General features: G+C 67.4%; 25 protein-coding genes. 11 read left to right on the top strand and 14 right to left on the bottom strand.

The features are described from left to right. Window positions 1-146: 146 nt before the first annotated feature. The 5 genes from DK26_RS17880 (at window position 147) to DK26_RS29895 (ending at window position 4,405) form a co-directional block, all read left to right on the top strand. On the top strand, window positions 147-1,127 hold the full coding sequence (locus tag DK26_RS17880; RefSeq protein WP_066475301.1) for an amidohydrolase family protein: 981 nt from the start codon (window positions 147-149) through the stop codon (window positions 1,125-1,127). Beyond that, window positions 1,124-1,669, top strand: a complete 546-nt coding sequence (locus tag DK26_RS17875) for a TRAP transporter small permease (protein WP_066475300.1) — start codon at window positions 1,124-1,126, stop codon at window positions 1,667-1,669. The genes DK26_RS17880 and DK26_RS17875 overlap by 4 nt, the downstream gene beginning before the upstream one ends. After that, window positions 1,666-2,949, top strand: coding sequence for a TRAP transporter large permease subunit (locus DK26_RS17870; RefSeq protein WP_066475298.1), 1,284 nt, complete (start codon window positions 1,666-1,668; stop codon window positions 2,947-2,949). Before DK26_RS17875 ends, DK26_RS17870 begins: the two co-directional genes overlap by 4 nt. Window positions 2,950-2,999: 50 nt before the next feature. After that, window positions 3,000-3,995 (top strand): TRAP transporter substrate-binding protein, encoded by a 996-nt coding sequence (locus tag DK26_RS17865; protein WP_066475297.1) that lies wholly within the window; start codon window positions 3,000-3,002, stop codon window positions 3,993-3,995. A 287-nt stretch (window positions 3,996-4,282) separates the two neighbouring features. Further along, on the top strand, window positions 4,283-4,405 hold the full coding sequence (locus DK26_RS29895; protein ID WP_282568042.1) for a hypothetical protein: 123 nt from the start codon (window positions 4,283-4,285) through the stop codon (window positions 4,403-4,405). Window positions 4,406-4,436: 31 nt separating this feature from the next. Here DK26_RS29895 and DK26_RS17860 read toward each other — a convergent pair whose 3' ends face one another. Then, window positions 4,437-5,267 (bottom strand): endonuclease/exonuclease/phosphatase family protein, encoded by an 831-nt coding sequence (locus DK26_RS17860; RefSeq protein ID WP_083533325.1) that lies wholly within the window; start codon window positions 5,265-5,267, stop codon window positions 4,437-4,439. Window positions 5,268-5,434: 167 nt separating this feature from the next. On the opposite strand from DK26_RS17860, the gene DK26_RS17855 reads away from it, so the two are divergent. From DK26_RS17855 to DK26_RS17835, 5 genes are all read left to right on the top strand, one after another. Further along, entirely contained in the window at window positions 5,435-6,985 is a 1,551-nt protein-coding gene (locus DK26_RS17855) for a phospholipase D family protein (protein WP_066475294.1), read from the top strand. A 158-nt stretch (window positions 6,986-7,143) separates the two neighbouring features. Then, on the top strand, window positions 7,144-7,860 hold the full coding sequence (locus DK26_RS17850; RefSeq protein ID WP_248310012.1) for a response regulator: 717 nt from the start codon (window positions 7,144-7,146) through the stop codon (window positions 7,858-7,860). Continuing rightward, on the top strand, window positions 7,857-9,200 hold the full coding sequence (locus tag DK26_RS17845) for an ATP-binding protein (protein WP_066475292.1): 1,344 nt from the start codon (window positions 7,857-7,859) through the stop codon (window positions 9,198-9,200). The genes DK26_RS17850 and DK26_RS17845 overlap by 4 nt, the downstream gene beginning before the upstream one ends. A 101-nt stretch (window positions 9,201-9,301) precedes the next feature. Next, on the top strand, window positions 9,302-9,814 hold the full coding sequence (locus DK26_RS17840; RefSeq protein ID WP_066475291.1) for a hypothetical protein: 513 nt from the start codon (window positions 9,302-9,304) through the stop codon (window positions 9,812-9,814). Continuing rightward, window positions 9,811-10,581 carry an SGNH/GDSL hydrolase family protein gene (locus tag DK26_RS17835; protein ID WP_083533302.1) on the top strand — a complete coding sequence of 257 codons (771 nt, stop codon included), beginning with the start codon at window positions 9,811-9,813 and terminating at the stop codon, window positions 10,579-10,581. Before DK26_RS17840 ends, DK26_RS17835 begins: the two co-directional genes overlap by 4 nt. A gap of 33 nt (window positions 10,582-10,614) precedes the next feature. Here the strand turns inward: DK26_RS17835 and DK26_RS17830 are convergent, their stop codons facing one another. The 8 genes from DK26_RS17830 to dapA form a co-directional block, all read right to left on the bottom strand. Continuing rightward, window positions 10,615-11,802 carry an alpha-hydroxy acid oxidase gene (locus DK26_RS17830; RefSeq protein ID WP_066475288.1) on the bottom strand — a complete coding sequence of 396 codons (1,188 nt, stop codon included), beginning with the start codon at window positions 11,800-11,802 and terminating at the stop codon, window positions 10,615-10,617. Further along, window positions 11,799-12,767, bottom strand: coding sequence for a hypothetical protein (locus tag DK26_RS17825; protein ID WP_066475286.1), 969 nt, complete (start codon window positions 12,765-12,767; stop codon window positions 11,799-11,801). The genes DK26_RS17830 and DK26_RS17825 overlap by 4 nt, the downstream gene beginning before the upstream one ends. Next, window positions 12,767-14,035 carry an FAD-binding oxidoreductase gene (locus tag DK26_RS17820; RefSeq protein WP_066475285.1) on the bottom strand — a complete coding sequence of 423 codons (1,269 nt, stop codon included), beginning with the start codon at window positions 14,033-14,035 and terminating at the stop codon, window positions 12,767-12,769. The genes DK26_RS17825 and DK26_RS17820 overlap by 1 nt, the downstream gene beginning before the upstream one ends. A 17-nt stretch (window positions 14,036-14,052) precedes the next feature. Further along, window positions 14,053-14,817, bottom strand: a complete 765-nt coding sequence (locus DK26_RS17815; RefSeq protein WP_066475282.1) for an amino acid ABC transporter ATP-binding protein — start codon at window positions 14,815-14,817, stop codon at window positions 14,053-14,055. A 7-nt stretch (window positions 14,818-14,824) separates the two neighbouring features. Then, window positions 14,825-15,487 (bottom strand): amino acid ABC transporter permease, encoded by a 663-nt coding sequence (locus DK26_RS17810; RefSeq protein ID WP_066475281.1) that lies wholly within the window; start codon window positions 15,485-15,487, stop codon window positions 14,825-14,827. Window positions 15,488-15,584: 97 nt separating this feature from the next. Further along, window positions 15,585-16,433 (bottom strand): transporter substrate-binding domain-containing protein, encoded by an 849-nt coding sequence (locus tag DK26_RS17805; RefSeq protein WP_066475280.1) that lies wholly within the window; start codon window positions 16,431-16,433, stop codon window positions 15,585-15,587. Between the two features lie 118 nt (window positions 16,434-16,551). Further along, window positions 16,552-17,979: an FAD-binding oxidoreductase gene (locus DK26_RS17800; RefSeq protein WP_066475277.1), complete on the bottom strand. Its 1,428-nt coding sequence runs from the start codon at window positions 17,977-17,979 to the stop codon at window positions 16,552-16,554. Between the two features lie 17 nt (window positions 17,980-17,996). Next, complete coding sequence (gene dapA, locus DK26_RS17795) at window positions 17,997-18,896, bottom strand: 4-hydroxy-tetrahydrodipicolinate synthase (protein WP_066475276.1); 900 nt, start codon at window positions 18,894-18,896, stop codon at window positions 17,997-17,999. A gap of 262 nt (window positions 18,897-19,158) precedes the next feature. Here dapA and DK26_RS17790 point away from each other — a divergent pair, with 262 nt between their 5' ends. Continuing rightward, on the top strand, window positions 19,159-19,806 hold the full coding sequence (locus DK26_RS17790; protein WP_066475274.1) for an XRE family transcriptional regulator: 648 nt from the start codon (window positions 19,159-19,161) through the stop codon (window positions 19,804-19,806). A gap of 251 nt (window positions 19,807-20,057) precedes the next feature. On the opposite strand, the gene iolB is transcribed toward DK26_RS17790, so the two are convergent. The 5 genes from iolB to DK26_RS17765 form a co-directional block, all read right to left on the bottom strand. Then, window positions 20,058-20,861 carry a 5-deoxy-glucuronate isomerase gene (iolB, locus tag DK26_RS17785; protein WP_066475273.1) on the bottom strand — a complete coding sequence of 268 codons (804 nt, stop codon included), beginning with the start codon at window positions 20,859-20,861 and terminating at the stop codon, window positions 20,058-20,060. Between the two features lie 13 nt (window positions 20,862-20,874). Further along, window positions 20,875-21,774, bottom strand: coding sequence for a myo-inosose-2 dehydratase (gene iolE, locus DK26_RS17780; protein WP_066475271.1), 900 nt, complete (start codon window positions 21,772-21,774; stop codon window positions 20,875-20,877). An 89-nt stretch (window positions 21,775-21,863) separates the two neighbouring features. Then, a complete protein-coding gene (iolD, locus tag DK26_RS17775) occupies window positions 21,864-23,702 on the bottom strand; it encodes a 3D-(3,5/4)-trihydroxycyclohexane-1,2-dione acylhydrolase (decyclizing) (RefSeq protein WP_066475269.1) in 1,839 nt (612 codons plus the stop codon). Window positions 23,703-23,713: 11 nt separating this feature from the next. Further along, entirely contained in the window at window positions 23,714-25,615 is a 1,902-nt protein-coding gene (gene iolC / locus DK26_RS17770; RefSeq protein ID WP_066475266.1) for a 5-dehydro-2-deoxygluconokinase, read from the bottom strand. Further along, window positions 25,608-26,456 (bottom strand): MurR/RpiR family transcriptional regulator, encoded by an 849-nt coding sequence (locus DK26_RS17765; protein WP_066475264.1) that lies wholly within the window; start codon window positions 26,454-26,456, stop codon window positions 25,608-25,610. The genes iolC and DK26_RS17765 overlap by 8 nt, the downstream gene beginning before the upstream one ends. Between the last annotated feature and the right edge of the window lie 116 nt (window positions 26,457-26,572).

Raw genomic sequence — 26,572 nt, 5'->3', positions numbered from 1 at the left:
ATACAGCATAGCCTGCCAAACGATCGCTCAAGCGACGAGACCATCGAGGAAACATCGGGGAGACCGCGATATGTGCCCAGTCCCGGCCTCCGACCGGCCCGGCTCGTCGCCCGGCCGCGCCCGAACAGCCGCCGGAAACTGAGCAGATGCCCGTCGCCTCCCCCGAACAACGCGCCCGCTTCCTCGACACCGGCGATGATGCGTTCCTGCCGATCATCGATCCGCATCACCATTTCTTCGATCTTAGCCGGAACCATCATCCCTGGCTGAGCGACCACATCCTGACGAATTTCCGCTACGGCGATTACACGGCGATCCGGCGCGACTTCATGCCGGCCGACTATCGGCGCGTGGCCGCCGGCCATCTCGTCGTCGGCAGCGTGCTGATGGAAGGCGAGTGGGATCCGCGCGATCCCGTCGGCGAGATGCGTTGGACGACAGAGGTCGCAGCCGAGCATGGCGCGCCCGACGCGGCGATCGGCCAGATCTGGCTCGACCGCGAGGACGCAGCCTCGGTCGCGGCCGCCTATCGCGACATGCCGATCGTGCGCAGCGTCCGCCACAAGCCGGCGGCGGTGAGCCGCGAGGCGCATCATGCGGGCTTCAATGCCCCGGGTTCGATGCGCGATCCGAAATGGCGCGAGGGCTATGCGAAGCTCGCCCCGGCCGGCCTGCATTTCGACCTGCAGACGCTATGGTGGCATCTCGACGAGGCGGCCGAGCTCGCGCGCGATTTCCCCGGCACCACGATCATCCTGAACCATTCCGGCCTGCCCTCGGACCGCAGCGCCGAAGCGCTCGCGGCCTGGCAATCCGCACTGGAGCGCCTGGCGAAGCAACCCAATGTCGTCGCCAAGATCTCCGGCATCGGCGTGCCCGGCCGCGAATGGACGCTTGCACTGCAGGCGCCGGTGATCGCGGGCATGATCTCGGCCTTCGGTGTCGAACGCTGCGCCTTCGCCAGCAATTTCCCGGTGGACGGCCTCTGCGCCGGTTTCGGCACGATCTTCAGCGTCTTCAAAGCGGCGACGGCGGACCGGCCGCCGACGGAGCGGCTGGCGCTGTTCCACGACAATGCGGCGCGCTGGTACGGGCTGACGCAGGCAGCGGCCGGAGCGAACCCATGACCCTGCGAGCCGCGCTCCTCCGGTTCACGGAGAATCTTCTGATCGCCGGCTTCGTCGTGATGATCGCGATGGTCTTCGGCAACGTCGTGCTGCGTTACGGTTTCAATTCCGGGATCATCGTCTCCGAGGAGCTGTCGCGAATGATCTTCGTGTGGCTGACCTTCGGCGGCGCGTTCCTCGTCGCCAAGGACGGTCAGCACCTCGGCATGACCACCGTGGTCAACATGCTCGGCCGCAATGGTCGCTGGTGGTGCCGGCTCGCCGTCGAGGTGCTGTCGCTGCTGTGCATGGCGCTGCTGATCATCGGCTGCTGGCAGCAGGCGGTCATCAATATCGACAACCACGCGCCGATCACCGGCATACCGATGGCCGCGGTCTATTTCGCCGGACTCGCCGGCGGGCTCGGCATGGGTGCGCTCAACCTGATCGCGCTGGCCCGGCTGCTGACCGGTCGCATGCCCGATTCGGAACTCGTCTTCGGCGCGGAATCCGAGGAGGTCACCGCCTTCGAAGCCAGCCAGGCCAGGGAGAAGCGGCAGTGACGGTCTTCGTCTTCCTCGGCTCGCTGCTCGGCGCCATGGCGCTGGGCATGCCGATCGCACTCGCTTTGCTGGTCTGCGGCATCGCGCTGATGCTGCAGCTCGACAACTTCGACGCGCAGATCCTGGCGCAGAACCTGGTCGGCGGCGCCGACTCCTTCCCGCTGATGGCGGTGCCCTTCTTCATGCTCGCCGGCGAGCTGATGAATGCCGGCGGATTGTCGAAGCGCATCATCACGCTGGCGGTGACGTTGGTCGGCCATGTCCGGGGCGGGCTCGGTTATGTCGCGGTCATCGCGGCGCTGGTGATGGCGAGCATTTCGGGCTCGGCCGTCGCCGATACGGCGGCGCTCGCGGCGATCCTGCTGCCGATGATGCGGGCCGCCGGATACAACCTGCCCCGCGCGGCCGGGCTCATCTCGGCCGGCGGCATCATCGCGCCGGTGATCCCGCCCTCGATCGGCTTCGTCGTCTTCGGCGTCGCAGCCGGCGTCTCGATCACGCGCCTGTTCCTCGCCGGCATCGTGCCCGGCCTGCTGATGGCACTGGCGCTGTTCATCACCTGGTACATCGTCGCCCGCGACGAGCCGGTCGCCCGCGTTCAGCGTGCAGGCCTGCGAGAGGTCGGCAAGGCGCTGCTCGACGGGCTGTGGGCGCTGGGCCTGCCTTTCCTGATCATCGGCGGCATGAAGGCCGGCGCCTTCACACCAACGGAGGCTGCCGTCGTCGCGGCGGTCTATGCCGGCTTCGTCGGCGCCTTCATCTATCGCGAGCTGAAGATCGAGCATCTGCGCCCGGCGCTGCTGGCCGCGCTCAAGACCTCGGCGGCGGTGATGTTCCTCGTCGCCGCGGCGATGGTTTCGGCCTGGCTCATCACCATCGCCGACATACCGAGTCAGGTCGCGGGAATGCTCGGCCCGCTGATCGAATCGAAGCTGCTCCTCATGATGGCGATGATGCTGCTCGTCATCGTCGTCGGCACGGCGCTCGACTTCATCCCGACCGTGCTGATCCTGACGCCGGTGCTGATGCCGATCGTCAAGCAGGCCGGCATCGACCCGGTCTATTTCGGGGTGATGTTCATCATGAACAACGCCATCGGCCTGCTGACGCCGCCGGTCGGCGTGGTGCTGAACGTCGTCTGCGCCGTCGGGCGCATCCCGATGGACAAGGTCGTTCGCGGCGTCATGCCGTTCCTGCTCTCGCAGTGCGCCGTGCTCCTGCTGCTGATCCTCGTGCCGGAGATCGTCACCGTGCCGGCGCGGTGGTTCTACGGGCGCTGATGCGCCCGCCCTGCCTGACGACGCAAAGATCAAACAAGGAGGACGCCATCATGACCATCACCCGCAGGACTGCCCTCACCGGCGCCGGCGCAGGTATCGCCCTGTTCGCCATCGGCCGCCCGGCCTCGGCGCAGACCACGAAGCTGCGTTTCGCCCACCCGCACCCCGAGGCCGACAGCTGGCACAAGGCCGCCCTGCTCTTCGCCGAGCAGGTAAAGGCCAAGAGCCAGGGCCGTTACGAAGTCCAGGTCTTCGCCAATGGCGCGCTCGGTTCCGACGCGCAGACGATCAGCGCCGTGCGCGGCGGCTCGCTCGACATCTGCCTGACCGGCAATCCGTTCTTCACCGGGCTGGCGCCCAAGCTGAACGTGCTCGACCTGCCCTTCCTGATCCAGAGCCGCAAGCATGCGGCTATCGTGATGGACGGCCCGATCGGCGACGGCCTGCGCAAGGAGCTCGAGGGCTCGAACCTCAAGGCGCTCGCGACCTGGGAGATCGGCTGGCGCAACCTGACCAACAACCGCCGTCCGGTCGCGACCGCCGCCGACATCAAAGGCCTGAAGATCCGCACCACGCCGAACCCGGCCCATATCAAGGCGTTCCAGCTGCTCGGCGCGGTGCCGACCCCGATGGCTTTCACCGAGTTGTTCACGGCGCTCGAGACCGGCGCGGTCGACGGCCAGGAGAACCCGGTGACGCTGATCCTGAATGCCAAGTTCAACGAGGTGCAGAAGCATCTCTCGCTGACGCGGCATGCCTTCACCACCGGCCCGGTGGTGATGAACAAGACGAAGTTCGACGCGATGCCGGCCGACATCCAGGCGATGCTGCCGACGATCGCGGTCGAGATCGCCGGCATCCAGCGCCAGATGAACGAGGATACCGAGGGCTCGAGCCTCGCCGCCCTCAAGAAGGCCGGCATGCAGGCTGTCGAGACCCCCGACCGCGATTCCTTCGCCAAGATCGTGACCGCCGAGGTCGAGAAGGAATTCGTCGGGAAGTTCGGCAACGAGACGCTCGACGCGATCAAGAAGGCCGCCGTCTGAGGCGAGGCCGCCTGGCCTCACCGCCAAGCGCCGCGCCCCATCCGCAGGGGCGCGGTCAGCATTCTCTTCCGGAGGCCGCGCCCCCCGGAAGAACGGTTTCCCGGCTTCACGCCGATCTTTGAAACGCGGATTCATTGACCCGCAGGGGCCGGCCGCGGATGACCAGGGCAACGCCTCGGACCTGAGCCGGGCGTGCGCGGGGATTTGTCGTAGCAGCTTGCGCCACGTCAACAACGCCAGGAGCATCACGATGCTATGGTGGGCTCGTCGCCGTTTGGAGACCCGCGATGTACGTCATCCTGCACCTGACCAAGCAGAGCCTGCTGCGCCTGTCGGCCTTCCTGCGCTGGACACGGGGTGAGCGTGCCGCGGACAGACCGAACCCGCGCCACGGACGGGCCTCACTCTGAACGGCGGAACGCGGCCGCCGCCCCCTTGCCCTCAATGCGGTGAGCGATCTTCCGGCAGCAGATGCACCGAGGCCTTGATCGGCAGGTGATCCGAGGCGACACGCGCCAACGGTGAATCGTGCAGGTCGACGCTGGCGATCAGATCGGCCGGATAGGCGACGATCCGGTCCAGCGCCAGCAACGGGAAACGCGCCGGAAAGCTCGGGATCGCAGCCTGGAGCGGCCCGAATTTCGGGGCGAGCCCCTGGAGCGCCGAACGGCGACCGACGCGCCATTCGTTGAAATCGCCCATCAGGAAGACCGGGCGGCCATCGGTCGGCTTGGCGGCGGCGATGAGCGTCTCGATCTGGCGCGAACGCGAATGGCGCAGCAGGCCGAGATGCGCGCCGATGATGCGGACATCGCCTCCCGGCAGCGTCAGATCGACGATCAGGGCGCCGCGCGGCTCGACGCCGGGCAGCACGATCTCGCGCGTCGCGGTGACTATGCCGGGCCGATACAGCACGACATTGCCGTGCCAGCCATGCCCACGGCCCTGAACCGGCGCCGCGATCAGGCCCGTGCGACGCTTCAGCGCCTCCAAATCGAGCAGGCCGGCGCGTTCGCCGAAGCGCTGGTCGGCCTCCTGCAGCGCGATGATGTCGGCGCCGATCTCGTCGATCACGTCGACGATGCGCTCCGGGTCGAAGCGCCTGTCGCGGCCGACGGCCTTATGGATGTTGTAGGAAGCGACCAGAAGGTCCGTACTGCGCGGCGGCTTCCCGGCATGGGCCTTGCCCGCTCGATCCCGGCTCCAGGTCGATATCCGGACGGGGCGCAGCCGGCGAATCCGGGCCAGGCCGCGATGCTCCGTATCCTGCATGACTTCATCGATCTCCACAGCCGGTCGCAAGCAACTGCCGTGCCGCAATCGCAGCAGGGCGGCAGGAGATCAATGCGTCAAACATGGCGAGGTTCTGTCGTTCGCGAAAGAATGAACGACATCGGCGATAGCTCGTTATGATGGAAGTGGCAAAGCGGCAGGCGGGTATGCACATTTTCGAGATCGCACTGATCGGAGTCGTCTGCTTCGTCCTGTGCTCGCTGGTCGCGATCTATTCCTATGGCCGTTTTGGCAGGCGCGCCCGCGGTCTGCCGACCCAGGCATTGCCCGTCGAGGAGGCCGAAACGGCCCTCGATCGAGCAGTCGCACCGCTGCTGCGGGAGCATCCGGGCGAAAGCGGCCTGCTGCTGGTCGCAGACAATCTCCAGGCCTTCGCAGTGCGCGCCTTCGCCGCGCGCAATGCCGGACGCAGCCTCGACCTTCAATACTATTACTGGCTCGACGACCTGACCGGCGGCCTGCTCGCTCGCGAGGTGATCGCCGCCGCCGATCGCGGCGTGCGCGTGCGCCTGCTGATCGACGACATCAACACGCGAGGCGACGACGCGAGCTATCTCGGGCTCGACCGGCATCCAAACATCGAGGTCCGCCTGTTCAACCCGAGCCGCAACCGCTCCAGTTCCCTGCGGCGCGGGATCGAGCTGGCGCTGCGCGCTTTTCGGGCGACGCGGCGCATGCACAACAAGGCCTGGATCGCCGATGGCCGGATCGCAATCATCGGCGGACGCAATATCGGCGATGCCTATTTCGACGCCTCGCGGACCGCCAACTTCCACGATCTCGACGTTCTGCTGGTCGGCGAGGCTGTGCCGCAGGCCGAGCGCATCTTCGACGATTTCTGGAACAGTCCGGCAGTGATCCCGCTCTGCTCGCTCAGCCGCTCGAAACTGCGCCGCAAGCTCGCGAGCCAGGCAAGGCGGCCCTCGCGTCGCCTGCTCAACGCTGCGCCCTTCCTGACCAATCTCGCCGAGCGCAAGGAGGCGAACGTACTGCCCGAGGCCGGCCGCTCCCTGCTCTGGAGCGCCGAGGTCGAGGTCGTCTCCGACCCGCCGGCGAAAGCCTGGGATCCGCGCGGGACCGGCTGGCTGGCAGGACGCCTGCTGCGCGCGCTCTCCGCCGCGCGCAGCGAACTCAACATCACCTCGCCCTATTTCATTCCCGGCCGGAAGGGCGCTTCGGCGTTTGCCGCCCTCGCCCGGCGAGGCGTGAAGATCTCGGTGCTGACCAACTCGCTCGCCGCGACCGACGTGGTCGCCGTCCACGGAGCCTATGCGAGATACCGCAAGCCCCTGCTCGAAAGCGGCGTCGCCCTCTACGAGCTCCGGCCGGAGATCATTCGCGAGGGGCCCTCGCTGTTCGGGTCGCGCGGCGCGAGTCTTCACACCAAGGCGTTCACGGTCGATGACGGGATCGGCTTCGTCGGCTCGTTCAACTTCGACCCGCGCTCGGCCTCGCTCAACACCGAGATGGGCGTGATCTTCAACGACGCTCGGCTGGTCGAACAGATGCGTGCGATCTTCCTGTCGCAGACCGCCCCGAACTGCAGCTACCGGGTCACGATCGAAGGCAGAAGCCTCGTCTGGAACGACGCTACCGCAGCACAGGCACGCAAGCTGCGCTCGGAACCGGGAGCGGGTCTCGGCCGGCGCCTCGCGGCAAGCGCCATCGGCCTGCTGCCGATCGAGTCGCAGCTCTGATCAAGCCAGGCGGCCAAGGGATTGTTTCTGCCGGAAACGAACTGAAACAATCCGGCAATCTGCACCAGGCACAGCAGAAACAATCGACGCCTATCCAGTGAATGCACGAGAACAGCGAGCCCGGTATGGTCGGGGTACTTCAGGCATCGGCTACGGACGTGAGCACAACGGCACAGATCTTGATCGTCGAGGACGACAGTGAGATCAGCTCGCTCGTCGCGCGCTATCTCTCCCAGAACGGGATGCGCGGCACGGTCGCGCGCGACGGCCGCGAGATGGACCGAGCGCTGCGGGAGGGCGGGTTCGACCTGATCGTGCTCGACCTCAATCTGCCCGGCGAGGACGGGTTGTCGATCTGCCGCCGCCTTCGGCAAGGCACATCGATCCCGATCATCATGTTGACCGCCCGCAGCGAGGATATCGATCGGATCATAGGCCTCGAAATGGGGGCCGACGACTATCTCGGAAAGCCCTTCAATCCCCGCGAGCTGCTGGCGCGGATCCGGGCGGTGATGCGTCGGCAACAAGGCACGCAGGCCGATCCGGATACCGCTCCCGGGGCCTTCTCATTCAACGGCTGGATCCTGGATGCGAGCAAGCGCGAGCTCAGCAACCCCGACGATGTCCGTGTCGCGGTAACCGGCGCGGAGTTCGACCTGCTCCGCGCCTTCTGCGAGCGACCCGGCCGGGTGCTCTCGCGCGACATCCTGCTCGACCTCACACAAGGGCGCTCCGCCACGCCTTTCGAACGCAGCATCGATATCCTGATCAGCCGCCTGCGCCAGAAGATCGAACGTGATCCGCGTGAGCCGGAAATGATCAAGACCATCCGCTCGGGTGGCTATCTCTTCACGCCGGCCGTCGAGCGGCGATGAGCCGGTTGTTTCGCCTGCCGGCGCGCATCGGGAGCCAGGTCGCGCTCCTGGTCGCCGGCGTCATCGCCCTCCTCTACCTGATCCTCGCCATCGCCCTGTACCTGCAAGCCCCGCGCAACTGGCCGGGGCCGCCGGCCTTCGAGGCCATCGCGACGATCGTCAAGCTCGTGGCGCAGACGCCCGCCGGGCAGCGCCAGGCCGTGATCGCGACGGCGAACAGCACGGATCAGCGCTTCGCCTTCATACTGAGCGCGAGCCCCCCGGCGGGCATGCTGGCCGCTTCGAGGCATCCAGATGCGGCCGGTATTGCGGGACGCCTGGGGCAAGGCTTTCAGGTAGCGCCTTCATCAGGGCAGGATGAGCATGGGCCGCCGAGGCGCTTCTCGATAGGATTGCCGGATGGAACCGGGCTGGAAGTCACGATCGCGGCCGGCGTCATGCAACCGCCTCCCCGTCCACTTTCGGTTCTGGTGCTCGCCAGCATCGCGCTTGTCGGCCTCAATGTCGGCGCCCTCACCCTTTGGGCCTCGCGCGGCATCACAGCTCCACTGGCGCGCTTCGCCTCGGCCGCGGAAGAATTCTCGATCGATCGCGACCCGTCGCCGCTCCGGGAGGAAGGCCCGGTCGAGGTCCGGACCGCCGCGCGCGCGCTCAACAGGCTGAGAGACCGCATCCACGCGCTGTTCGCCGACCGCACGCGCATGCTGGCGGCGATCAGTCACGATCTGCGGACGCCGATCACGCGCATGCGGCTGCGGGTCGAGTTCATCGAGGACGACGTCCTGCGCGGCCAGTTCACCCGCGATCTCGAACACATGGACACCATGGTCCAGGGCGCGCTTTCCTATCTCCGCGACGCCAATCGCCCCGAGAAGCGCGGCGTCTTCGACCTGTCGAGCCTGCTTCAGACGGTCGCCGACGAATTCGCCGATATCGGGCACAAGATCGCCTATGACGGCCCGCACCGGATTGTCGCGACAGGAGACACGCAGCAAATCGAACGTGCCGTGACCAATCTGGTCGAGAATGCCGTGCGCTACGGCACCGAGACCATCATCCGGCTGCGCGAAGCCCCTGAGAGCTTGCTGATCGAGGTGGCCGATGACGGCCCGGGCATCCCGGAAAGCGACCGCGCGCGCCTGCTCGAACCGTTCATGCGCGGCGACGAAGCGCGCGGGCGGATCGACTCCGAGGGCTTCGGCCTCGGTCTTGCCATCGCCCACTCGATCGCTGCGGCCCATGGCGGCGGCCTGACACTGCACGACAACCTGCCGCGCGGCCTGCTTGCCCGCATCAGCCTGCCGCGGCACCGGAGCCCCCCGCCACCTAGGGCCGCCTGAGCACCTACAACTTTCAACACGGGCGAAACACTCAGCAACATTCGCGCCGGCATTTCGCCCGACCGCTCCGCGACTGTCCCCTCGAACCGAACGGGACAGACATGTTCGCAATCGCGCAGAACCACCGCTGGCTGACCACCCTCGCCTCGCCGCTCATCGGCGCCATGCTGCTCGGTGCGCCCAAAGCCGAAGCACCGACCGCGACCGAACCGTATCCTGTCGCGGCACAGCGCAGCGCGACGGGCAAGATCGTCGATCGCCTGCCGGGCAACGCTTCGGCACCGCCAAAATTCGAAGCCGTCATCGCTCGGCCGGACCGGGAAGCCGCAACCTTTCCCGGCGGCGCCATGGCCTTCGCCCCCGCAGCGGCGAAAGTGACCGCGATCGCTGCGGCAGCACCGGTCAGCAAGCCGATCGCCATCACGTCCGTCACGCCGGCGCGACCGCACAAGGCCTCCCCGGTGGTCGCGACGCTGCCGCCGCGGCGCCCGATCTCGCTCGGCACCCCGCAGGCCGTAGCCCAGGTCGCTGCCGCGCAACAGAAGCGCCCTTCCGTAACGTCACGCATGTTCGCCTTCGTCGGGTCGCTCGCAGGGTTGACCAACCCGCTATGAACCTGCCTGCCGCACCCGTTCGCCGGGCCGCATCGTCGCACAGCGCGTTGAAGCGGGCCGGGCTGACAATGCTCGTCACCGCCCTGCTGCTGCTCGCAGCCACGCTCGGCTGGGCCGGCCATGGCTGGCTGGCGAGCGACGAGGCTCCGCGACCCTTCGACGGGTTCCGGCAGGTCCGCCTGAAGACGATCCAGACGCAGCTCGACCAGGTCAGGGGCCCCTATATCGTGATTCTGGGCGACTCCCATGCCGAACGGTTGTTCCTGACCAGCTTCTGCGGCCTGCCGGTCGTGAATGCCGGCCTGTCGGGCGCGGTCCTCGGCGATGTCCTCGATCTCGCCCGCAAGGTAACCCCGCCCCACAAGGCGGAAGCGGTTCTGCTCTCCGTCGGGACTAACGACATCTGGGTGAAGCGCGAGCCGGAAACGGCGAAAGGCGAAAGCGGCTTCAGGGCCGGCCTCGAAGCCCTCAGGCAGCGCCTGAGCGCCTCATGGAGCGATCGGCGCGCCCTGATCGCCATTCCTCCGGTCGCCGGCAAGGAGACCGCCATGTTTCCGCGGTCGGCGGCGACCCGCTACTCTGCCCTGCTCGCCGGGTCCTGCGAGCCCCGGCGCTGCGTCTATGCCGACATCTTCGCCGGCGCGGAAAGCGCCACGGAACCGAGCGCCGCCTTCAGCGACGGCGTCCATCTGCGCGACTACGCCAATTTCATGCGGGACGGCGAACCGGAACTCTGTCGGAAGCTCGGTCTCCCCGCCGCAAGATGAGCCGCTCGGCGGCCTCGTCGCCTAAGCGCTGGCTCAAGCCTCCGCCCGGACGACCGGTGGACACGACGCGGCAAGGCAGTCCGGCAGGTCAGCGAGGCTGCGCGCGCCGAGCATGCCCATGGTGATCGAAAGCTCGTTGCGCAGCAGATCGAGCACCCGACTCGCCCCGGCCTCGCCGGCGATCGCCACGCCATAGAGCGTCGCCCGCCCGATCAGCACACCGGAGGCGCCAAGGGCCAGGAAACGGGCGACGTCGGCGCCGCGCCGGACACCGCTATCGGCGAGGATGGCCAGGCGCCCCCCGACCGCATCGACGATGGCGGGCAGCACCGCGACCGGCCCCGGCGCGCAATCGAGATTGCGGGCACCGTGGTTCGAGACGACGATCGCGTCGGCGCCGTACTCGGCCGCCTGGCGGGCATCGTCGACGCGCAGCACACCCTTGAGCACGAGCTTGCCCTGCCAGCGCCGGCGCAGGAGGGCGACGTCCTCCCAGGTCACGTCGGTCGCAAGAGACATCTCGTCCGAGAGCGAGACACGGCCGAGCTGGGTGCGGAACTCGTCCGGATAATGCGCATAGGTCGGCACGCCGGAGGCGATGACCGAGCGCAGCAGCACGTCGAAGGTCCAGCGCGGATGGAGCGCGAGATCGATCCCGGCGCGCAACGAGGGCTTGAGCGGGATGCCGAAGCCGTTGCGCAGATTGTATTCGCGATTGGGGCCGACCGCGGTGTCGACCGTCAGGACCAGCGTGCGCGCGCCCGCCGCCCAGGCGCGGTCGAGGAGCGCCAGGGTGCGCTCGCGGTTCTTCCAGACATAGAGCTGGAACCAGAGCTCGGCCCCGGATTCGGCGGCGATCCGCTCGATCGAGGTGATAGACTGGGTCGAGACGCAGAACGGGATGCCGGCCGCGGCCGCCGCCCGCGCGAGCGCGATCTCGCCGTCGCGCCAGACCAGGCCGGCGACGGCCGTCGGCGCGATGACCAGCGGGGACGGCTGCCTGCGGCCGAGCACCTCCGCCTCCTGCGAGCGCTGGGAGACATCCACGAGCACGGACGGCGCGAGCCGCACCGCATCGAGATCGCGCCGGTTGCCGTCGATCGAGATCTCGTCCTCGGCGCCGCGATCGACATACTCGAAAAGTCCGCGCGGCAGGCGCCGCCGGGCCGCGCGCCGCGCATCCTCGATATTGAGGATGGCGTTCAGGCCGGTGAGGATCATCGTTCCAGTCTCGTACCAGCGCCGGCCGCGCGCGCCTTGCAAACCACCAGTCCGGCCAGAGCGAGGTCGGCCAGGGCGAAGCCGCGGAAGCAGAACATCCGACGCCCCTGCCCGGCCGGTCCGGCGCCGCGCGCAGCGATCTGGATCAGGTCGTCATGGAAGCGGACGGTCTCGACCGGCTGCGAATTGACGTCATAGGGCGCCGTGGACTGGGCGAGGCTGTCGGTGGCGAGGAAGTCGAAGACGGGCAGCGCCTCGGGGAGCCAGCTGCGGCCGATATCGACCGCCGAGGCGAAAGACGAGGCCGGCATCCGGCCGGCATCGAGGAAGGGCTTCAGCCCGGGCGCGCCCGGCACCATCGAGATGACGATGTCGGAACGGCCGAGCAGTTCGTCCGCATCCGCGAGGATCTCGGTCTTGAGCCCGCGCGCCGCCGCTGCCTCGGCCAGCCGCTCGGCAGAGGCCCGGCTCCGGCTCAGCGCCAGCACCGTCTTCAAGCCGGGATAGAGATCGAGGAAGGCGGCGAGATGGGCGTGGGCCTGCAGGCCGCAGCCGACGAAGCCGATCGTGAGCGGCTTTTCCGGGGCGAGATAGGAGGCGGCGGCGGCCGACATCGCGGCGGTACGGATCAGGGTGATCTCGTCGCCATCCAGCACAGCAAGGGGCAGGCCGGTCGCATAGTCGTTGACGCAGATCAGGGCGCTGATGCCGGGCGCAGTGCTGCCCGGCGCGACCGGCGCCATCGACACCCATTTCACCGTGGCGATCGCCTCCGGCTCGGAGGCAGCCGACATCGCCTGGAAGCCGTGTCCCGGGCCGAGATCGAGCGATTTCTTCGGCAGGCTGCGGTTGAGCCCGGCAGCATGGTCGCGAAAAGCCTGGAGCACGGATTCGCGGACCTCGCCCGGCGAGATGCCGAGCGCGCGAACCTCGCGCCGAGAAAGATAGAGCAGATCGTCGCTCATCAACGAAACCTTCCTGCCGAGAATGGCGCCGGGTCGAAGGGCGGCGCACGGCCGTCGAGCAGCGCCGCAACCAGGCGGGCCGAAGTCGGCGCCTGGATCAATCCCGTATGGGCATGCCCGAAGCAATGGAAGATATCGGGGCTGCCGGTGGAGACGCCGATGCAGGGCAGACCGTCCGGCGTCGAGGGACGATGGCCCATCCAGCGGTCGAGCCTGGCCTCGTCGATCTTCAGCTGCGGGAACATCTTGCGGGCGAAACCGAGGAGGATCTCAGTGCGGCGCCAGTCCGGCGCGGCCGAGACCGATGCGAGTTCGACCTGCCCGGCGAGCCTCAGCCCCTGACGTGTCGCGACCACGGCCATCAGGCCGTCGGACGGCATCAGGCCGCAAGGGATGTCGAAGCCCGGCTCTTGCAGCACGACATGGTAGCCGCGCTCGGAGATCAGCTTGACGCGGTCGCCTGCCTGCCGGGCCAGCTCGCGGGAGCCGATGCCGGCGGCGATCACCGCCTTGTCGCAGGAGACGGGTCCGGCCTCCGTCCGCACCGCGCTCAGCTGCCCGGCCACGAATTCGAAGCCGGTGGCGCGCGCGACGATACGCTTGCCGCCCCGACGCAGGAGGAGTTGCTCCAGCGCGCGGCAATAGGCGCCGGGGTCGACGACATAGGCGCCGCCATCGAGCCGCGCACCGAAACGATAGCGCGGTGCGAGCTCCGGCTGTATCCGGCGCAGCTCCTCTTCCCCGACCTCGCTGAAGGCGACGCCGAATTCGCGCCGCATCCGCCAGACGCGCTCCTCGGCCAGGAAGCCGGAGCGGTCGGGATAGACGAACATCAGGCCTTCGCGGCGGATCAGCTCGGGGACACCGGCCTCCGCGGCGAGCGCGTAATGCTCATCGACCGCGGTCCGGCAGAGCTCGAAACGCGAGCGCGCACAGGCCTCGACCAGATCCCAGTTGCGGCCGGCGAGCACGAAATCGAACAGCCAGCCGGCAAGACCGGGCAGATCACGCCAACGGATGACGAAGGGGCCGGTCGGATCGAGCAGGAAGCCCGGCACCTTGCACCAAAGGCCGGGCAACGAGATCGGCATGATCGCGCCCGGGTTGAGCCAGCAGCCATTGCCATAGGAGGCCGCCTGCCGGCCGCCCGGCTCTCCGGGCTCGATCAGGGTCACCTGATGGCCGGAGCGCTGGATTTCCAGCGCCGCGGCGAGGCCGACGATGCCGCCCCCGATGACGGCGACATGCGAGCCGGAAGAAGCCGTCATCGTCCTGCCCTCAGGGCTCAGCCGCGATTGTGGAAATGGCTGAGGAAGGCGCGGGTCGCCTCTTCCTTCGGGCTGTCGATAACCTCACGCGCCGGCCCTTCCTCGACGATCACGCCGTCGCGCATGAAGACGAGGCGGTCGGCGACCTCGCGGGCGAAGCCGATCTCGTGGGTGACGATGATCATCGTCATGCCCTCGGCGGCAAGCGCGCGCATGACGCCGAGAACCTCGCCGACCAGCTCGGGATCGAGTGCCGATGTCGCCTCGTCGAAGAGCATGACGGAGGGTTCCATGGCGAGCGCGCGGGCGATTGCGACGCGCTGCTTCTGGCCGCCGGAGAGCTTGTTCGGGAAGACGTCGACCTTATCGCTCAGGCCGACCTTGTCGAGCAGCCGCCGCGCCAGCGCCTCGGCCTCCGCCTTCGGCATGTTCTTCACCGAGCGCGGCCCCTCCATGACGTTCTGGAGCACCGTCATGTGCGGGAACAGGTTGAAGTGCTGGAACACCATGCCGGTGTTGGAGCGGAACCGGGCCTGTTCCCGCACACCCGGCAGTTTGGCACCGCCATCGAAGGCGAAGGCGTCGTCGCCGATGCGGATGCGCCCGCCTTCCGGGACGACGAGCAGGTTCATGCAGCGCAGCAAGGTGGACTTGCCGGAGCCCGAAGGCCCGATCAGCGCGATGACCGCGCCGGCTTCCACCTTGAGGTTGATGTCACGCAGGACGACGAGGTCGCCGAACTGTTTGCGCAGGCCCGAGATTTCGATCTTGCTGGTGGTCATCTCTGCCTCAATTGCTCTGCGACAGGCGCCGCTCGGCGCGCTTGACGATCACGGTCGCCGGCAGCAGGACGACGAAGTAGATCGCCGCGATCACGGTATAGACCTCGAGGGCGCGATAGGTGTCCATGGCGACGATCTGGCCCTGATAGAGCAGATCCGGCACCGCCAGCACCGAGACCAGCGAAGTGTTCTTGAACTGGATGATCGACTGGTTCATCAGCGGCGGGATCATCCGCTTGATCGCCTGCGGCAGCACGATGCGGCGCATCACCTTGCCGGGCGTCATGCCGAGCGCCAGCCCGGCCTCGCTCTGCCCGGTCTCGATCGAGACGATGCCGCCACGAATGACCTCGGCATAGAACGAGCCGCCATAGAGCGAGAGCGTCACGACCGCCGCGGTGAGCGCATCGATCTTGATGCCCGTCAGCATCGGCAGGGCGTAGTAGAACCAGAGTAGCAGCACGAGCAGCGGCGTCAGCCGGAACATCTCGATATAAAGCCACGAGAGCCAGCGCAGGACAGGCGAGCGCGACAATTGGCCCAGGCCTGCGACCAGGCCTATCAAAAGGCCGAGGACGACGACTGCGATGGTGAGACCGATCGTGACCGCGGTACCGGTCAGAAACAGCTCGCGATAGCCCCAGACGGCATCGAAGCGCCACGTATACATGCTTGTCCTCTCGGGAGCCCGCCCGGCGACCAGGCCGCTGGAACCATTGGAATTGGATGAAGGTCTCCGGCACGAAGCCGGAGACCTTGCATCATGATCAGAAGGTGACGCCCGGCGGGATGTCGTCCATCGTCAGATCGACCTGAGCCAGGCTGTTCACCACCGCCTCGCGGATCAGGCCGAGCCCGCGCGAATAGGTGATCCAGGCCGAGGCGAAATCGCGCCAGGTCTTGTCGGTCTCGCGGCGCACGATGGCGTTCGAGGTAGAGCCGAACATCGGCTGCGGCACCACGACCTTGCCGAGCCCGGGGTCGCGCTTCACGGCGCGCACGCCGCCCATCCAGAAGATGCTCTGGGCGTCGACTCGGCCGCTGCGGAGCGCAAGAGTCGCCTCCTCCAGCGACTTGAAGCGCACGATCTGCGCCTTCGGGCAGAGCCGGGCGGCGACATGGTCATGCGCCGAGCCGACATCGACCGAGATCTTGATCTTGGGATCGTTGAGCTCGGCCCAGGTCTTCGGCTCGAAGCCGGGACGGGCGATGACGACGAGCGCGCTGTCATAGACCGTGGAGGTGTAGTCGACCACCAGAGCGCGCTTCGGCGTCAGGTTCATGCCGAACATGATGTCAATCTTGTCGGACTGGATATCCAGCACAGCGTTGCCCCAGGTCGTCTCGACGATCTCGAGCTGCACATCCATGTCGGCAGCGAGCGCCGTGCCGATATCGACGAACTGCCCGCCCCATTTGCCGGTCGCCCGGTCCTTGAAGGTCCAGGGCTGGCCGGCGGCGACGGCGCCCATCCGGAGCTTCTTCGAGCTGAGGATGCGCTCGAGGGTATTGGTCGTGGCCGCCTGCGCACTGGCTTCCTTCGAAGCCAGTGTCAGCGCCGTTGCCGCAACCGCGCCGGCGCCGAGCAGCCCGGCGAGATCCCTGCGTGTCGTCATGTCGTCTCTCCCGATTGAAAACATGCTCCATGGTCGATGGAGCGCGATACCGCTTGTGTCGGCGGGTAGGCCGTCCCGCGCCTCCAGGGAAGCGCTGGCGGATTTTCTTGCAGCGCCCTCACCCGGCCTTGGCCGGAAGGAGGACACCGGGATTCATCAGCTCATGCGGGTCAAACAGCGCCTTGACCTTGCCCATCAGCTCGTAGCGCAGCGGGTCGGCCAGACGTTCGAGCTCCTCGGTCAGCTTGCGGCCGACGCCGTGCTCGGCGCTGAAGGTGCCGCGGAAGCGCGCCGCCACGTCATGCACCGCCTGCTCGACTTCGAGCGCGAAGGCCTCCGTGTCCGGCAGGCTTGCCCAGAAAGCGTGCTGGAACATCAGGATGTAATGCACATTGCCGTCGCCAAGATGGCAGACCACCTGGGTCGCGGCCTGCGGATAGCGCGCGGCGGCGACCACATCGGCGGCCGCGATGAAGGCCGCGACATCGGAGGTCCGCACCGCGACGTCGTGGACGACGCCGATGCCCTCCTTCTTGTTGGCCTCGGAGACCGAGTGCCGGACATGCCAGAACTCGTCGGCCTGCTGCTGCGAGGCGGCGACGACAGCATCCACCACCGTGCCCTTCTCAAGGGCATCGCCGAGGACCTCTTCGAGAATGGCGCTAAGGCCCGTCGAGCCGTCCTCGCTGCCAAGCTCGATCAGCACCGACCAGGCAGGAATAGCGTCGAAGGGAATGCGGATGCGCTCGACATGGCGAACCACAAGCTCGAACTGCGAGGCGGAAACCAATTCGAAGGCCTGGATCGCGCTGCCGGCCCGATCCTGCATGGCGGCGAGCAGAGCGACCGCAGCAGATGGATCGGCCACCGAGACCCAGGCATGGGCGGTGTTCGGGGTCTGCGGGTGCAGCCGTAGCGCCGCGCCGGTGATGATGCCGAGCGTTCCTTCGGCGCCGATGAACAGGTGCCGCAGCATGTAGCCGGTATTGTCCTTGCGCAGGGCCGCGAGATCATCGAGCACGCGGCCATCGGCGAGGACGACCTCCAGCCCAGCGACGAGATCGCGCATCGGCCCGTAGCGGACGACGCCCGTCCCTCCGGCATTGGTCGAGATCAATCCGCCAATCTGGGCGCTGCCCTCGCTGCCGAGATGCAGCGGGAACTGGCGCCCCGCATCCGCCGCCGCTGTGTGCAGGTCGCCGAGCACCACACCGGCATCGACTGTCGCGACATTGCCAGCCCGGTCGATGGCGCGGATCTTGTTCATCCGGCGCAGCGACAGGACAATTCCGGGCTTTTCGGTGCGGCCGCTCTCCGGCACTGCGCCGAAGCACAGGCCAGTATTGCCGCCAACCGGGAAGACCGGCTGGCCTTCCTCGGAGCAGAGCCGCATCACGGCAGCGACCTCGGCGGTGGAGGCCGGGGCAACGACGCAGAGCGCCTTGCCCTGACGTCTCTCACGCCAATCGGTCAGCCAGGGGGCCATCTCGCCGGGATCGGCGATGAGCCCCTTGTCGCCAACGATATCGCGCAGCCGATCGAGCACGATGCGGTTCCCTTCGTTCAGGCGAGGCTGACCGATTTCGCCTGTTTGGCGGCGGTCTCGAGCTTGGCGATCGTCTCGGCGCTCGGGCCCTGCAGCGGCAGGCGGACACCGCCGACCGGCATGCCGGCAAGCGCCATATAGCGCTTCAGCGGGCCGGGATTGGTCTCGACATAGATCGAATCGATGACCGGATCGATCTTGTCCTGCAGCTTCAGCGCCTCGTTCAGCTTGCCCTGCTTGGCGAGTTCGAAGATCTCGATCCAGATCTTCGGATAGATCGTCGCCGAGGCCAGCACGCCGCCGCGGGCGCCGAGTGCGACATGGGTCGCGAACAGGGGCTCCTCGCCGCTGAGGATCGCGATCTTGTCGCCGGCGTATTTCACCGTGCGGATATAGTCCGGCATGTCATAGGACGAGTACTTCATGCCGATGATCGAGCCGTCCTCGGCCATGGCCTGGACCGTGTCGGCGAAAGCGGCGACCGTGGTGCGGCGCGGGATCTGGTAGAGCATCACCGGCAGGTCGAGCGAGTCCCGGTAGCGCCGGAAATAGGCGCGCATGCCATCCTGGGTGCCAGGGGCATAATAGGGCGTGACCGTCATCACCGCGGCGGCGCCCACTGCAGCGAAGTCGCGGCCGGCTTCCAGCGCGTCCTCGAAGCCGGTCGAAAGCACGCCCGGGATGACCGGCTTGCCGTCGGCAGCCTCGACGCAGGTCGCGACGATGGTGCGGCGCTCGTCGCGCGAGAAGGCGGGATACTCGCCCGTGCCGCCGATCGGCACGATGCCCGCCGCGCCGGCGTCGAGCTGGAAGCGCACCAGCTTCTGCAGGCCCTTGACGTCGACAGACCCGTCCTCGGCGAGCGGCGTGACGATGGCCGTATAGAGGCCGTTCAACTGGTCTTTCGTGAGCGTCATCAAGCGTTTCCCTTGTCTAGCTGACAACCGGATTCAAGCCGGCGCGCGCTCTTGGACGGAGCTTCGCGCAGCGGTTTGCCGGCTCGTCAGCCAAGCCAACGCTCATCCACCATTCGACCGATGTCAATACTAAGATACAAAAATCCACTATACGACATTTTGTGGAGCATTATGGATCAGGCGCTTTCCATGCCCTATGCTGCCCGCTATGAGAGTCTGGGCGAGAGGCTTTGCGCCTCGCGGCTGCGCCAAGGAGATCAGGATGCCGGAAATCTCGTCGCTCGACCGGGACGACACGGCCCGCGGCGCAGGCCGCCCCGTCGATCACGATTCCGAGGACGCGCGGGGCCATCTCGACATCGGCGCGCGCCTATTGAAGGTACGCAAGCGCCGCGGGCTGACCTTGCAAGATGCGAGCCGGCTGACCGGCGTGTCGTCCTCGGCCTTCTCGAAGATCGAGCGCAACGAACTTTCGCCGACCATCTCGACGATGCAGCGGATCGCCCAGGGGCTCGGCATCGAGCTGGTCTCCCTGCTCAACGACCAGGACAATGATCCTGGCGCCTTCCGGGGCCGGCGCAGCGTGACGCGGGCCGGAGCCGGAAGCCGCCATACGACGGTGACCTGCAACAACATGCTGCTCTGCGCCGATCTCAAGAACAAGCGCGCGACGCCGATCCTGACCACGGTGACGGCCCGCTCGCCCGAGGACTATCCGGCCTGGGCCAAGTCGGAGGCCGAGATCTTCGTGATGGTGCTGGAAGGCACGCTGATCGTGCACAGCGCGCTCTACGAGCCGCTCGAACTCAACAAGGGCGATTCGGTCTATTACGACGCGAGCACCGAGCACACCTGGACCTCGTCGGGACCGACAGACGCCGTCGTGCTCTGGGTGCTTGTCGATCTCTGAGGCAGGCTTTAAACCGCGGGCAGCGGAAGTAAAAAGACCCTTCGAGATCAAATACCTAAAGCGTCTTTTATAGATTTTGATTCAGGCTTGCGGCCTTCCTCCCGTCGCCCTGGACCGGGAGCGCAGCCGCGCAGCTCCGGGATCCATTGTAAGGCTCCGGCGGCCTAGGATAGATTCCGGGACAAGCCCGGGATGACGTTGGTATTCTTCGGAAAGAGCCGCCCGCGCAAGCAGCCGATAGCCCGCCGCGCCTAGCGCGACATCAGCCAGTCGTGCGCCGGGTCATTGGCGAATTTCCAGATCCGCTTCGGCCCGGCCATCACGTTGAGATAATAGAGATCGTAGCCATGCGGCGCGCCGACCGGGTGGTAACCCTTCGGCACCAGGACGACGTCGCCATTCTCGAAGCTCATGGTCTCGTCGAGCGAGCGGTCATCCGTGTAGACGCGCTGGAAGCCGAAACCCTGCGGCGGGTTCAGCCGGTGATAATAGGTCTCCTCCAGCTGCGATTCGTCGGGCAAGCGGTCCTGGTCATGCTTGTGCGGCGGATAGCTCGACCAGTTGCCGGCCGGGGTGATCACCTCGACGACCAGCAACCCGTCGGCGGCTTCGGTTTCGGGGAGGATGTTGCGGACATGGCGGACATTGCTGCCCTGCCCGCGCGTCAAACAGCCGACATCGGCGGGCGCGATCAGGCGCGGCGGGCGCTGCCCGACGATCCCCGGCGCCGAACAGACGGCGAGCTCGCACGGCCCCCGCGCGGCGACGCTCCAGGCAGAGCCGGCAGGCACATAGAGCGACCAGGGATCGGGTTCGAAAGGAGAGGCGCGGCCGCCGATCACGCCGAAATCCTGGCCATCGGCACGGGCCGCGACCTTGCCCGAGAGCAGGACGAGGCAATGCTCGCGGTCGCCGGTCTCGCGCGACAGGGTCTGGCCGTCGGCAAGGCGGTGGACAGCGAAGCCGACATGACCCCAGCCCGCCGATTCCGGCGTGATCTCGTGGACACAGCCCTCGGCATCGGGCGCACGAGGTTTCACCAGCAGCTTCGACATGGCGATCCCGGGCTCAAACGAGCCCGGCCTCCTTCAGGCTCGCCTCGAGATGGGCGACGCCCTTCTTGGCGTAGGTCAATGGATGGGCCTTTTCGGGGTCCTGCTCGGCCTCGACGACGACCCAGCCGGAATAGCCGGGAAGCGCCTTGAACACTGCGGAGTAGTCGACCATGCCGTCACCCGGCACGGTGTAGACGCCGAGATCGACGCCCTTGCCGAGGATCGCGTCGAGGAAGCTCCAGTCTTCCGCCCTCGCCTGCTCCATCATAGCCTTGCGCACATCCTTGGCATGAACATGGCTGATGCGTGCGCGATAGCGCCGGGCGAGCCTGACGGGGTCGGCCCCGCCCCAGGTGGCATGGCCGGTGTCGAGCAGCAGATGGGCTGCCTCGCCGGTCGCCGCCATGAAGGCGTCGATATCGGCCTCGCTCTCGACGATCGTGCCCATATGGTGGTGGTAGACCAGCCTGATGCCCTCGGCGAGCGTGCGCTCGGCAACCTCGGTGATCCGCCTGCCGAACTGCGCCCAATCGCCGGGCGCCATCACCGGCCGCTGCGACAAGGGCTTGCTGCGGTCGCCATGGATCGCGTTCGAGGTCTCGGCGAAGACCAGCACATTCGAGCCCATCGCCTTGAGCAGGTCGAGATGCGGGCGCAGATGCTTCATCTCCTCGTCCGCGTCGCGCTTCAGCAGTTCCGCCGAGTACCAGCCGGAAATGCAGGCCATGCCGAAGGGCGCGAGCGCAGCCTTCAGCGCCTTCGGCTCGCGCGGAAACTTGTGGCCGAGTTCCATGCCGACGAAGCCGGCCTCCCGGGCCTCGGCCAGGCAGGTCTCGAGCGGCGTCGCACCGCCGACCTCCTGGAGATCGTCATTCGACCAGCCGATGGGGTTGGCGCCGATACGGATGGGCATGTCTGTCGTCCTTCTCAAATCGCATTCTCAGCCCTCATCCTGAGGAGGCCCACAGAGCCGTCTCGCAGGATGAGGCCGAGGAAAGCCAATCAATCTCTTGCCTGGAGCGCCTGCTCGTAGCGCTGGCGCGCCACCTTGACCTCGTCGCGCACAGAAACCTCGGGCACTGCGACATCCCACCAGTGGCCGCCTGCATCGGTCGAGACCAGCGGGTCGGTGTCGATGACGACGACGCTGGTGCGATCATGGCTCCGCGCCTCGGCGAGAGCCGCTTCCAGTTCCGCAAGGCTCGCGACCTTGCGGGAAATCGCCCCCATTGAACCGGCATGCGCGGCGAAATCGACCTCCGGCAACACCTCATGACGGGCATCGCGCAGCAGGTTGTTGAAGGAGGCGCCGCCAGTCGCGTTCTGCAGGCGGTTGATGCAGCCGAAGCCCCGGTTGTCGAGCACGACGATGGTGAGCTTGATGCCGAGCATGACCGAGGTCGCGATCTCGGAGTTCATCATCAGATAAGAGCCGTCGCCGACCATGACGACGACCTCGCGGGCGGGGTCGGCAAGCTTGGCCCCGAGGCCGCCGGCGATCTCGTAGCCCATGCAGGAATAGCCGTATTCCATATGGTAGCCGCCGGGCGCGCCGGCATGCCAGAGCTTGTGCAGCTCGCCGGGCAGCCCGCCTGCGGCACAGAGCACGACATCGCTCGCCCGGCTCTGGCGCTGCACCGCACCAATCACCTGCGCGTCGCTCGGCAGCGCCTGGTTGCCGGCCGCAGTGTAGTGGGCGGCCGTGGCGAGCCACGCATCGCGCGACGCCTGCACCTGCGTCGTCCAGTCGGACGGTGCCCGCCAGCCCGCCAGTGCCGCCCCCAACTCGGCAAGCCCGGCCCTGGCATCGGCGACGAGCGGCTGCGCGCTGTGCTTGCCGGCATCGAATCCTTGAGTGTTCAGGCCGATGATCCTGCAATCTGGATCGGCGAACAGCGCGCGCGACCCCGTCGTGAAATCCTGCAGGCGCGTGCCGACCGCGAGGACGACATCTGCGTTCTTCGCGGCATCGTTGGCCGCACCGGTGCCGGTAACGCCGATCGCGCCGAGATTGAGTGGGTGGTCGTGCGGCAAAGCGCTCTTGCCTGCTTGCGTCTCCGCGCTCGGGACGCCGTGCGCCAGGCAGAAGCGGGCGAGTTCGCCTTCGGCCTCGCTGTAGAGCGCGCCGCCGCCGGTGACGACCAGCGGGCGCCTGGCGCCCTTCAGCAGCGCGACCGCCTGCGCCAGCTCCTGCTCGTCCGGCCGCACCCGGCGCGGCTGCCAGATCCGCTCGGCGAAGAAGCTTTCGGGATAGTCGTAGGCCTCGGTCTGCACATCCTGACAGAGCGCCAAGGTCACCGGGCCGCAGTCGGACGGATCGGTCAGCACCTGCAACGCCCGTTCGAAGGCAGGGATCAGCTGCTCGGGCCGAGTGATCCGGTCGAAATAGCGCGAGACCGGCCGGAAGCAGTCATTGGCGGAAACGGTGCCGTCGCCGAAATCCTCGATCTGCTGCAGAACAGGATCGGGCCGGCGGCCGGCGAAGACGTCGCCCGGCAGCAGGAGCAGCGGCAGGCGGTTGACATGGGCGACCGCGGCCGCCGTCACCATATTGGTCGCGCCCGGGCCGATCGAGCTCGTCACCGCCATCATCCGGCGTCGGCGCGAAGCCTTGGCGAAGGCGATCGCGGCATGCGCCATCGCCTGCTCGTTATGGGCCCGCAATGTCGGCAGGATGTCGCGGGCGCCATGCAGCGCCTCGCCGAGCCCGGCGACATTGCCATGACCGAAAATCGCCCAGACGCCCGCGAAGAGCGGCAGCGTCCTGTCGCCGACTACCGTCTTCTGCGCCGCCATCGCAGCGACGAGCGCCTGCGCCATGGTGAGCCTGATCGTGGCCATCGCCGTTCTCCTCAGCCGCGCTGCCAGGCGCCGACCAACTGGCCGAAGCGCTCAGCCATCATCGCGGTTGCCGCCTCGTCGTCGAGCTTGCCGGCGAGCCAGCCGCGCGCTGCATCACCGAAGATCGTCCGGCCGACGGCGAAGCCCTTCACCGTGCTCGCACCCTTGGCGAGCCGGAAGGCGGCTTCCAGCTCGGCGGCCGGCGCATCGAGGCCGAGCAGCACGACGCCGCGGCAATAGGGATCGTTCTCTGCAATCGCGGCATCGACCGCAGCCCAGGCCGCCGCTGTCGGCTGCCCTTCCAGCTTCCACCAGTCCGGCTTGATGCCGATCTCATAGAGCCGGCGCATGACTGAAGCCATGGTGTCGTCGCCGACAGGGCCGTGCTTCGAGCAGATGATCTCGACCAGCAGCTCGCGACCGACCTGCCGGCAGGCAAGCGCTGCCCGCCTCAGCGTCGCCTCCTGCCCAGCTTTAAGCGACGCATCGTCATCGGGATGGTAGAAGGCCAGCACCTTGGCGATGTGATCGACCGGCCACTCGTTCAGCGCCGCCCCGAGCGAGCCGTCCGCATCGGTCTCCAGGCGCAGCGGCCGCGAGCCCGGGACTTCGAGCGGCCGGGCGATCCAGAAGCCGTGATCGCCGGCGCGGAACAACGCCTCGCGGCCATAGCGGCCATCGAGCAGCATGCCGAAGCCCGAAGCGCCCTGCGCGACCCGCGCGGCGGCATCGACGGCGAGCCGCTTGAAGGCGGGAATGCGCTCGCGCGGCACGCCCGCCTCGTCCGCCATCGCCTCGATCTGGGCACGGTGGTCAATGGCGAGCGCCATCAGCGTTTCGGCCTGCGCCCGGCGCGTCGTCGCCCAATGGACATGGTTGATCGCAACGTCGTGGCGCAGTGCCCGATGCGGCGAGCCATGCTCCAGAAAGAACTGCAGTTCGGCGAAGGTCGGGCTCTCCGGCGAGCAGAGCAGGCGCGAGACGGCGAAGGCGCCGCAGGCATTGGCCCATTTGCAGCAGGTCTCGACCGGCTCGTCGCGGAGCCAGCCGCGCAGGAAGCCGGACATGAAGGCGTCGCCCGCGCCGAGCACATTGTAGACCTCGACCGGGAAGCCCGGCCCCTTGATGCCGTCCTCGATCGAGGCGGGGATGGCGCCCGGGAAAACCACGCAGCCCATCGGGCCGCGCTTGCAGACGATGGTCGCCCCGCTCAGCGCGCGGATATTGCGGATCGCGGCGAGCGTATCCTCCGAGCCGCCGGCTGCATGCAGTTCTTCCTCCGTGCCGACGATCAAATCGCAGTCCGGCAGGATCGCCTGGAGATGCTGTGTCACGTTGTCCGAGCGGATATAGCGCTCCTCGCCCGCGGCATGGCCGGCGAGGCCCCAGAGATTGGGCCGGTAGTCGACATCGAACACGACCTTGCGGCCATGCTTGCGGGCGAGTGCGATCGCCCTTTTCTGCGCCTTGGCGGCGTTGGGGATCGCAAAATGCGTGCCGGTGACGACCACCGCTTTCGCCGAGGCGATGAAATCCTCGTCGATCTCGCTCTCGTCGAGCGCCGCATCGGCGCAATCGGTGCGGTAGAAGATCAGCGGAAAGGTCTTCTCGTCGCGCACGCCGAGGATCACCAGCGAGGTCAGCCGCTTGGGATCGACGACGACGCCCTTCGTCTCGACGCCCTCGCGCTGCAGCTGCTCAAGGATGAAACGGCCCATCTGCTCGTCGCCGACGCGGGTGATCACCGCCGATTTCAGGCCGAGCCTGGCCGTGCCGATCGCGATATTGGTCGGGCAGCCGCCGACCGCCTTGGAGAAGCTCGCCATGTCCTCGAGCCGGCCGCCGATCTGCTGGCCGTAGAGGTCGACCGAGGAACGGCCGATGCTGATGAGATCGAGCACGGGTTCAGGCATCGTCGCGGACTTTCTCGGCAGTGCCGACGGCGAGCGTCATCGCGAGCGCGAAGGTCGCGGCCATCGAGCGGAAGGCACCATAATCGGCCTCGCTGACTTCGAGGCAGAGGTCGCAATGCGCCGCCAGCGGGCTGAGCGCGTTGTCGGTCAGGACGATCACCGGGACGCCGGCAGCCTTGGCCACCGCCGCCATTTCGATCGTCGCCGGCGTGTAGGGCGCGCAGCTCACCGCGACCATCACATCACCCGGGCGCGCCATCCCCGCCTGCTCGGCTCCCAGAGAGGCGATGTTGTCGACGAGCACGGCGCGGATACCGAGCTTGCCGAAGGCATAGGCGAGATAGGCGACCACCGGGAACATGCGGCGAGCGCCGACGAGGACGATGGTCCGGGCCTCGGCGAGCATGTCCGTCGCGGTCTCTATGTCGTCGGGGCGCAGGCCGGAGCGCAGCCGCTCCAGCGAGGCCTCGCTGGCATGGATGAAGCCGTCGAGCAGGACCGAAGCCATGTCGGCCCCGGCAGCGCCCCCGTTGCGGAGGGCGGCGAGTCGTTCACGGTGGTCGGGGAGCTGCTGGCGCAGCCGGGAGCGGAAGACCTGCTGCAACTCGCTGAAGCCGGAATAGCCGAGCGCCTGTGCGAAGCGGACCAGGGTCGAGGGTTGCACACCGGCCTTCTGCGCGATCTGCGAAGCGGTGTTCAACGCCATGTCATCTGGATGCGCCAGAGCATGGTCGGCGACCTGGCGCAGCCGCCGTGGCAGGAGCGGGGCGCGCTCGCGCAGCAATGCGACGAAACCCTCGAAATCCGGCCTTGGCGTTCCCTGCTGAAGCTCTGCGGACATGGGGCTCCAATCGCGTCCGGCCGGCTCTGCGGCGGCCTTGACTTGCGGGGGCGAAGATTGAAATATTTGTTCCACTAGTCAAGCAGAACAAAAAATCTGTGCCGAAATTTCGGATT

Origin of the sequence: Allobosea sp. WAO (assembly GCF_001509835.1) — a bacterium.
GTDB lineage: Bacteria > Pseudomonadota > Alphaproteobacteria > Rhizobiales > Beijerinckiaceae > Allobosea.
The sequence above is the reverse complement of the archived record's forward strand: the minus strand, read 5'-3'. Positions and strand labels throughout refer to the sequence as shown.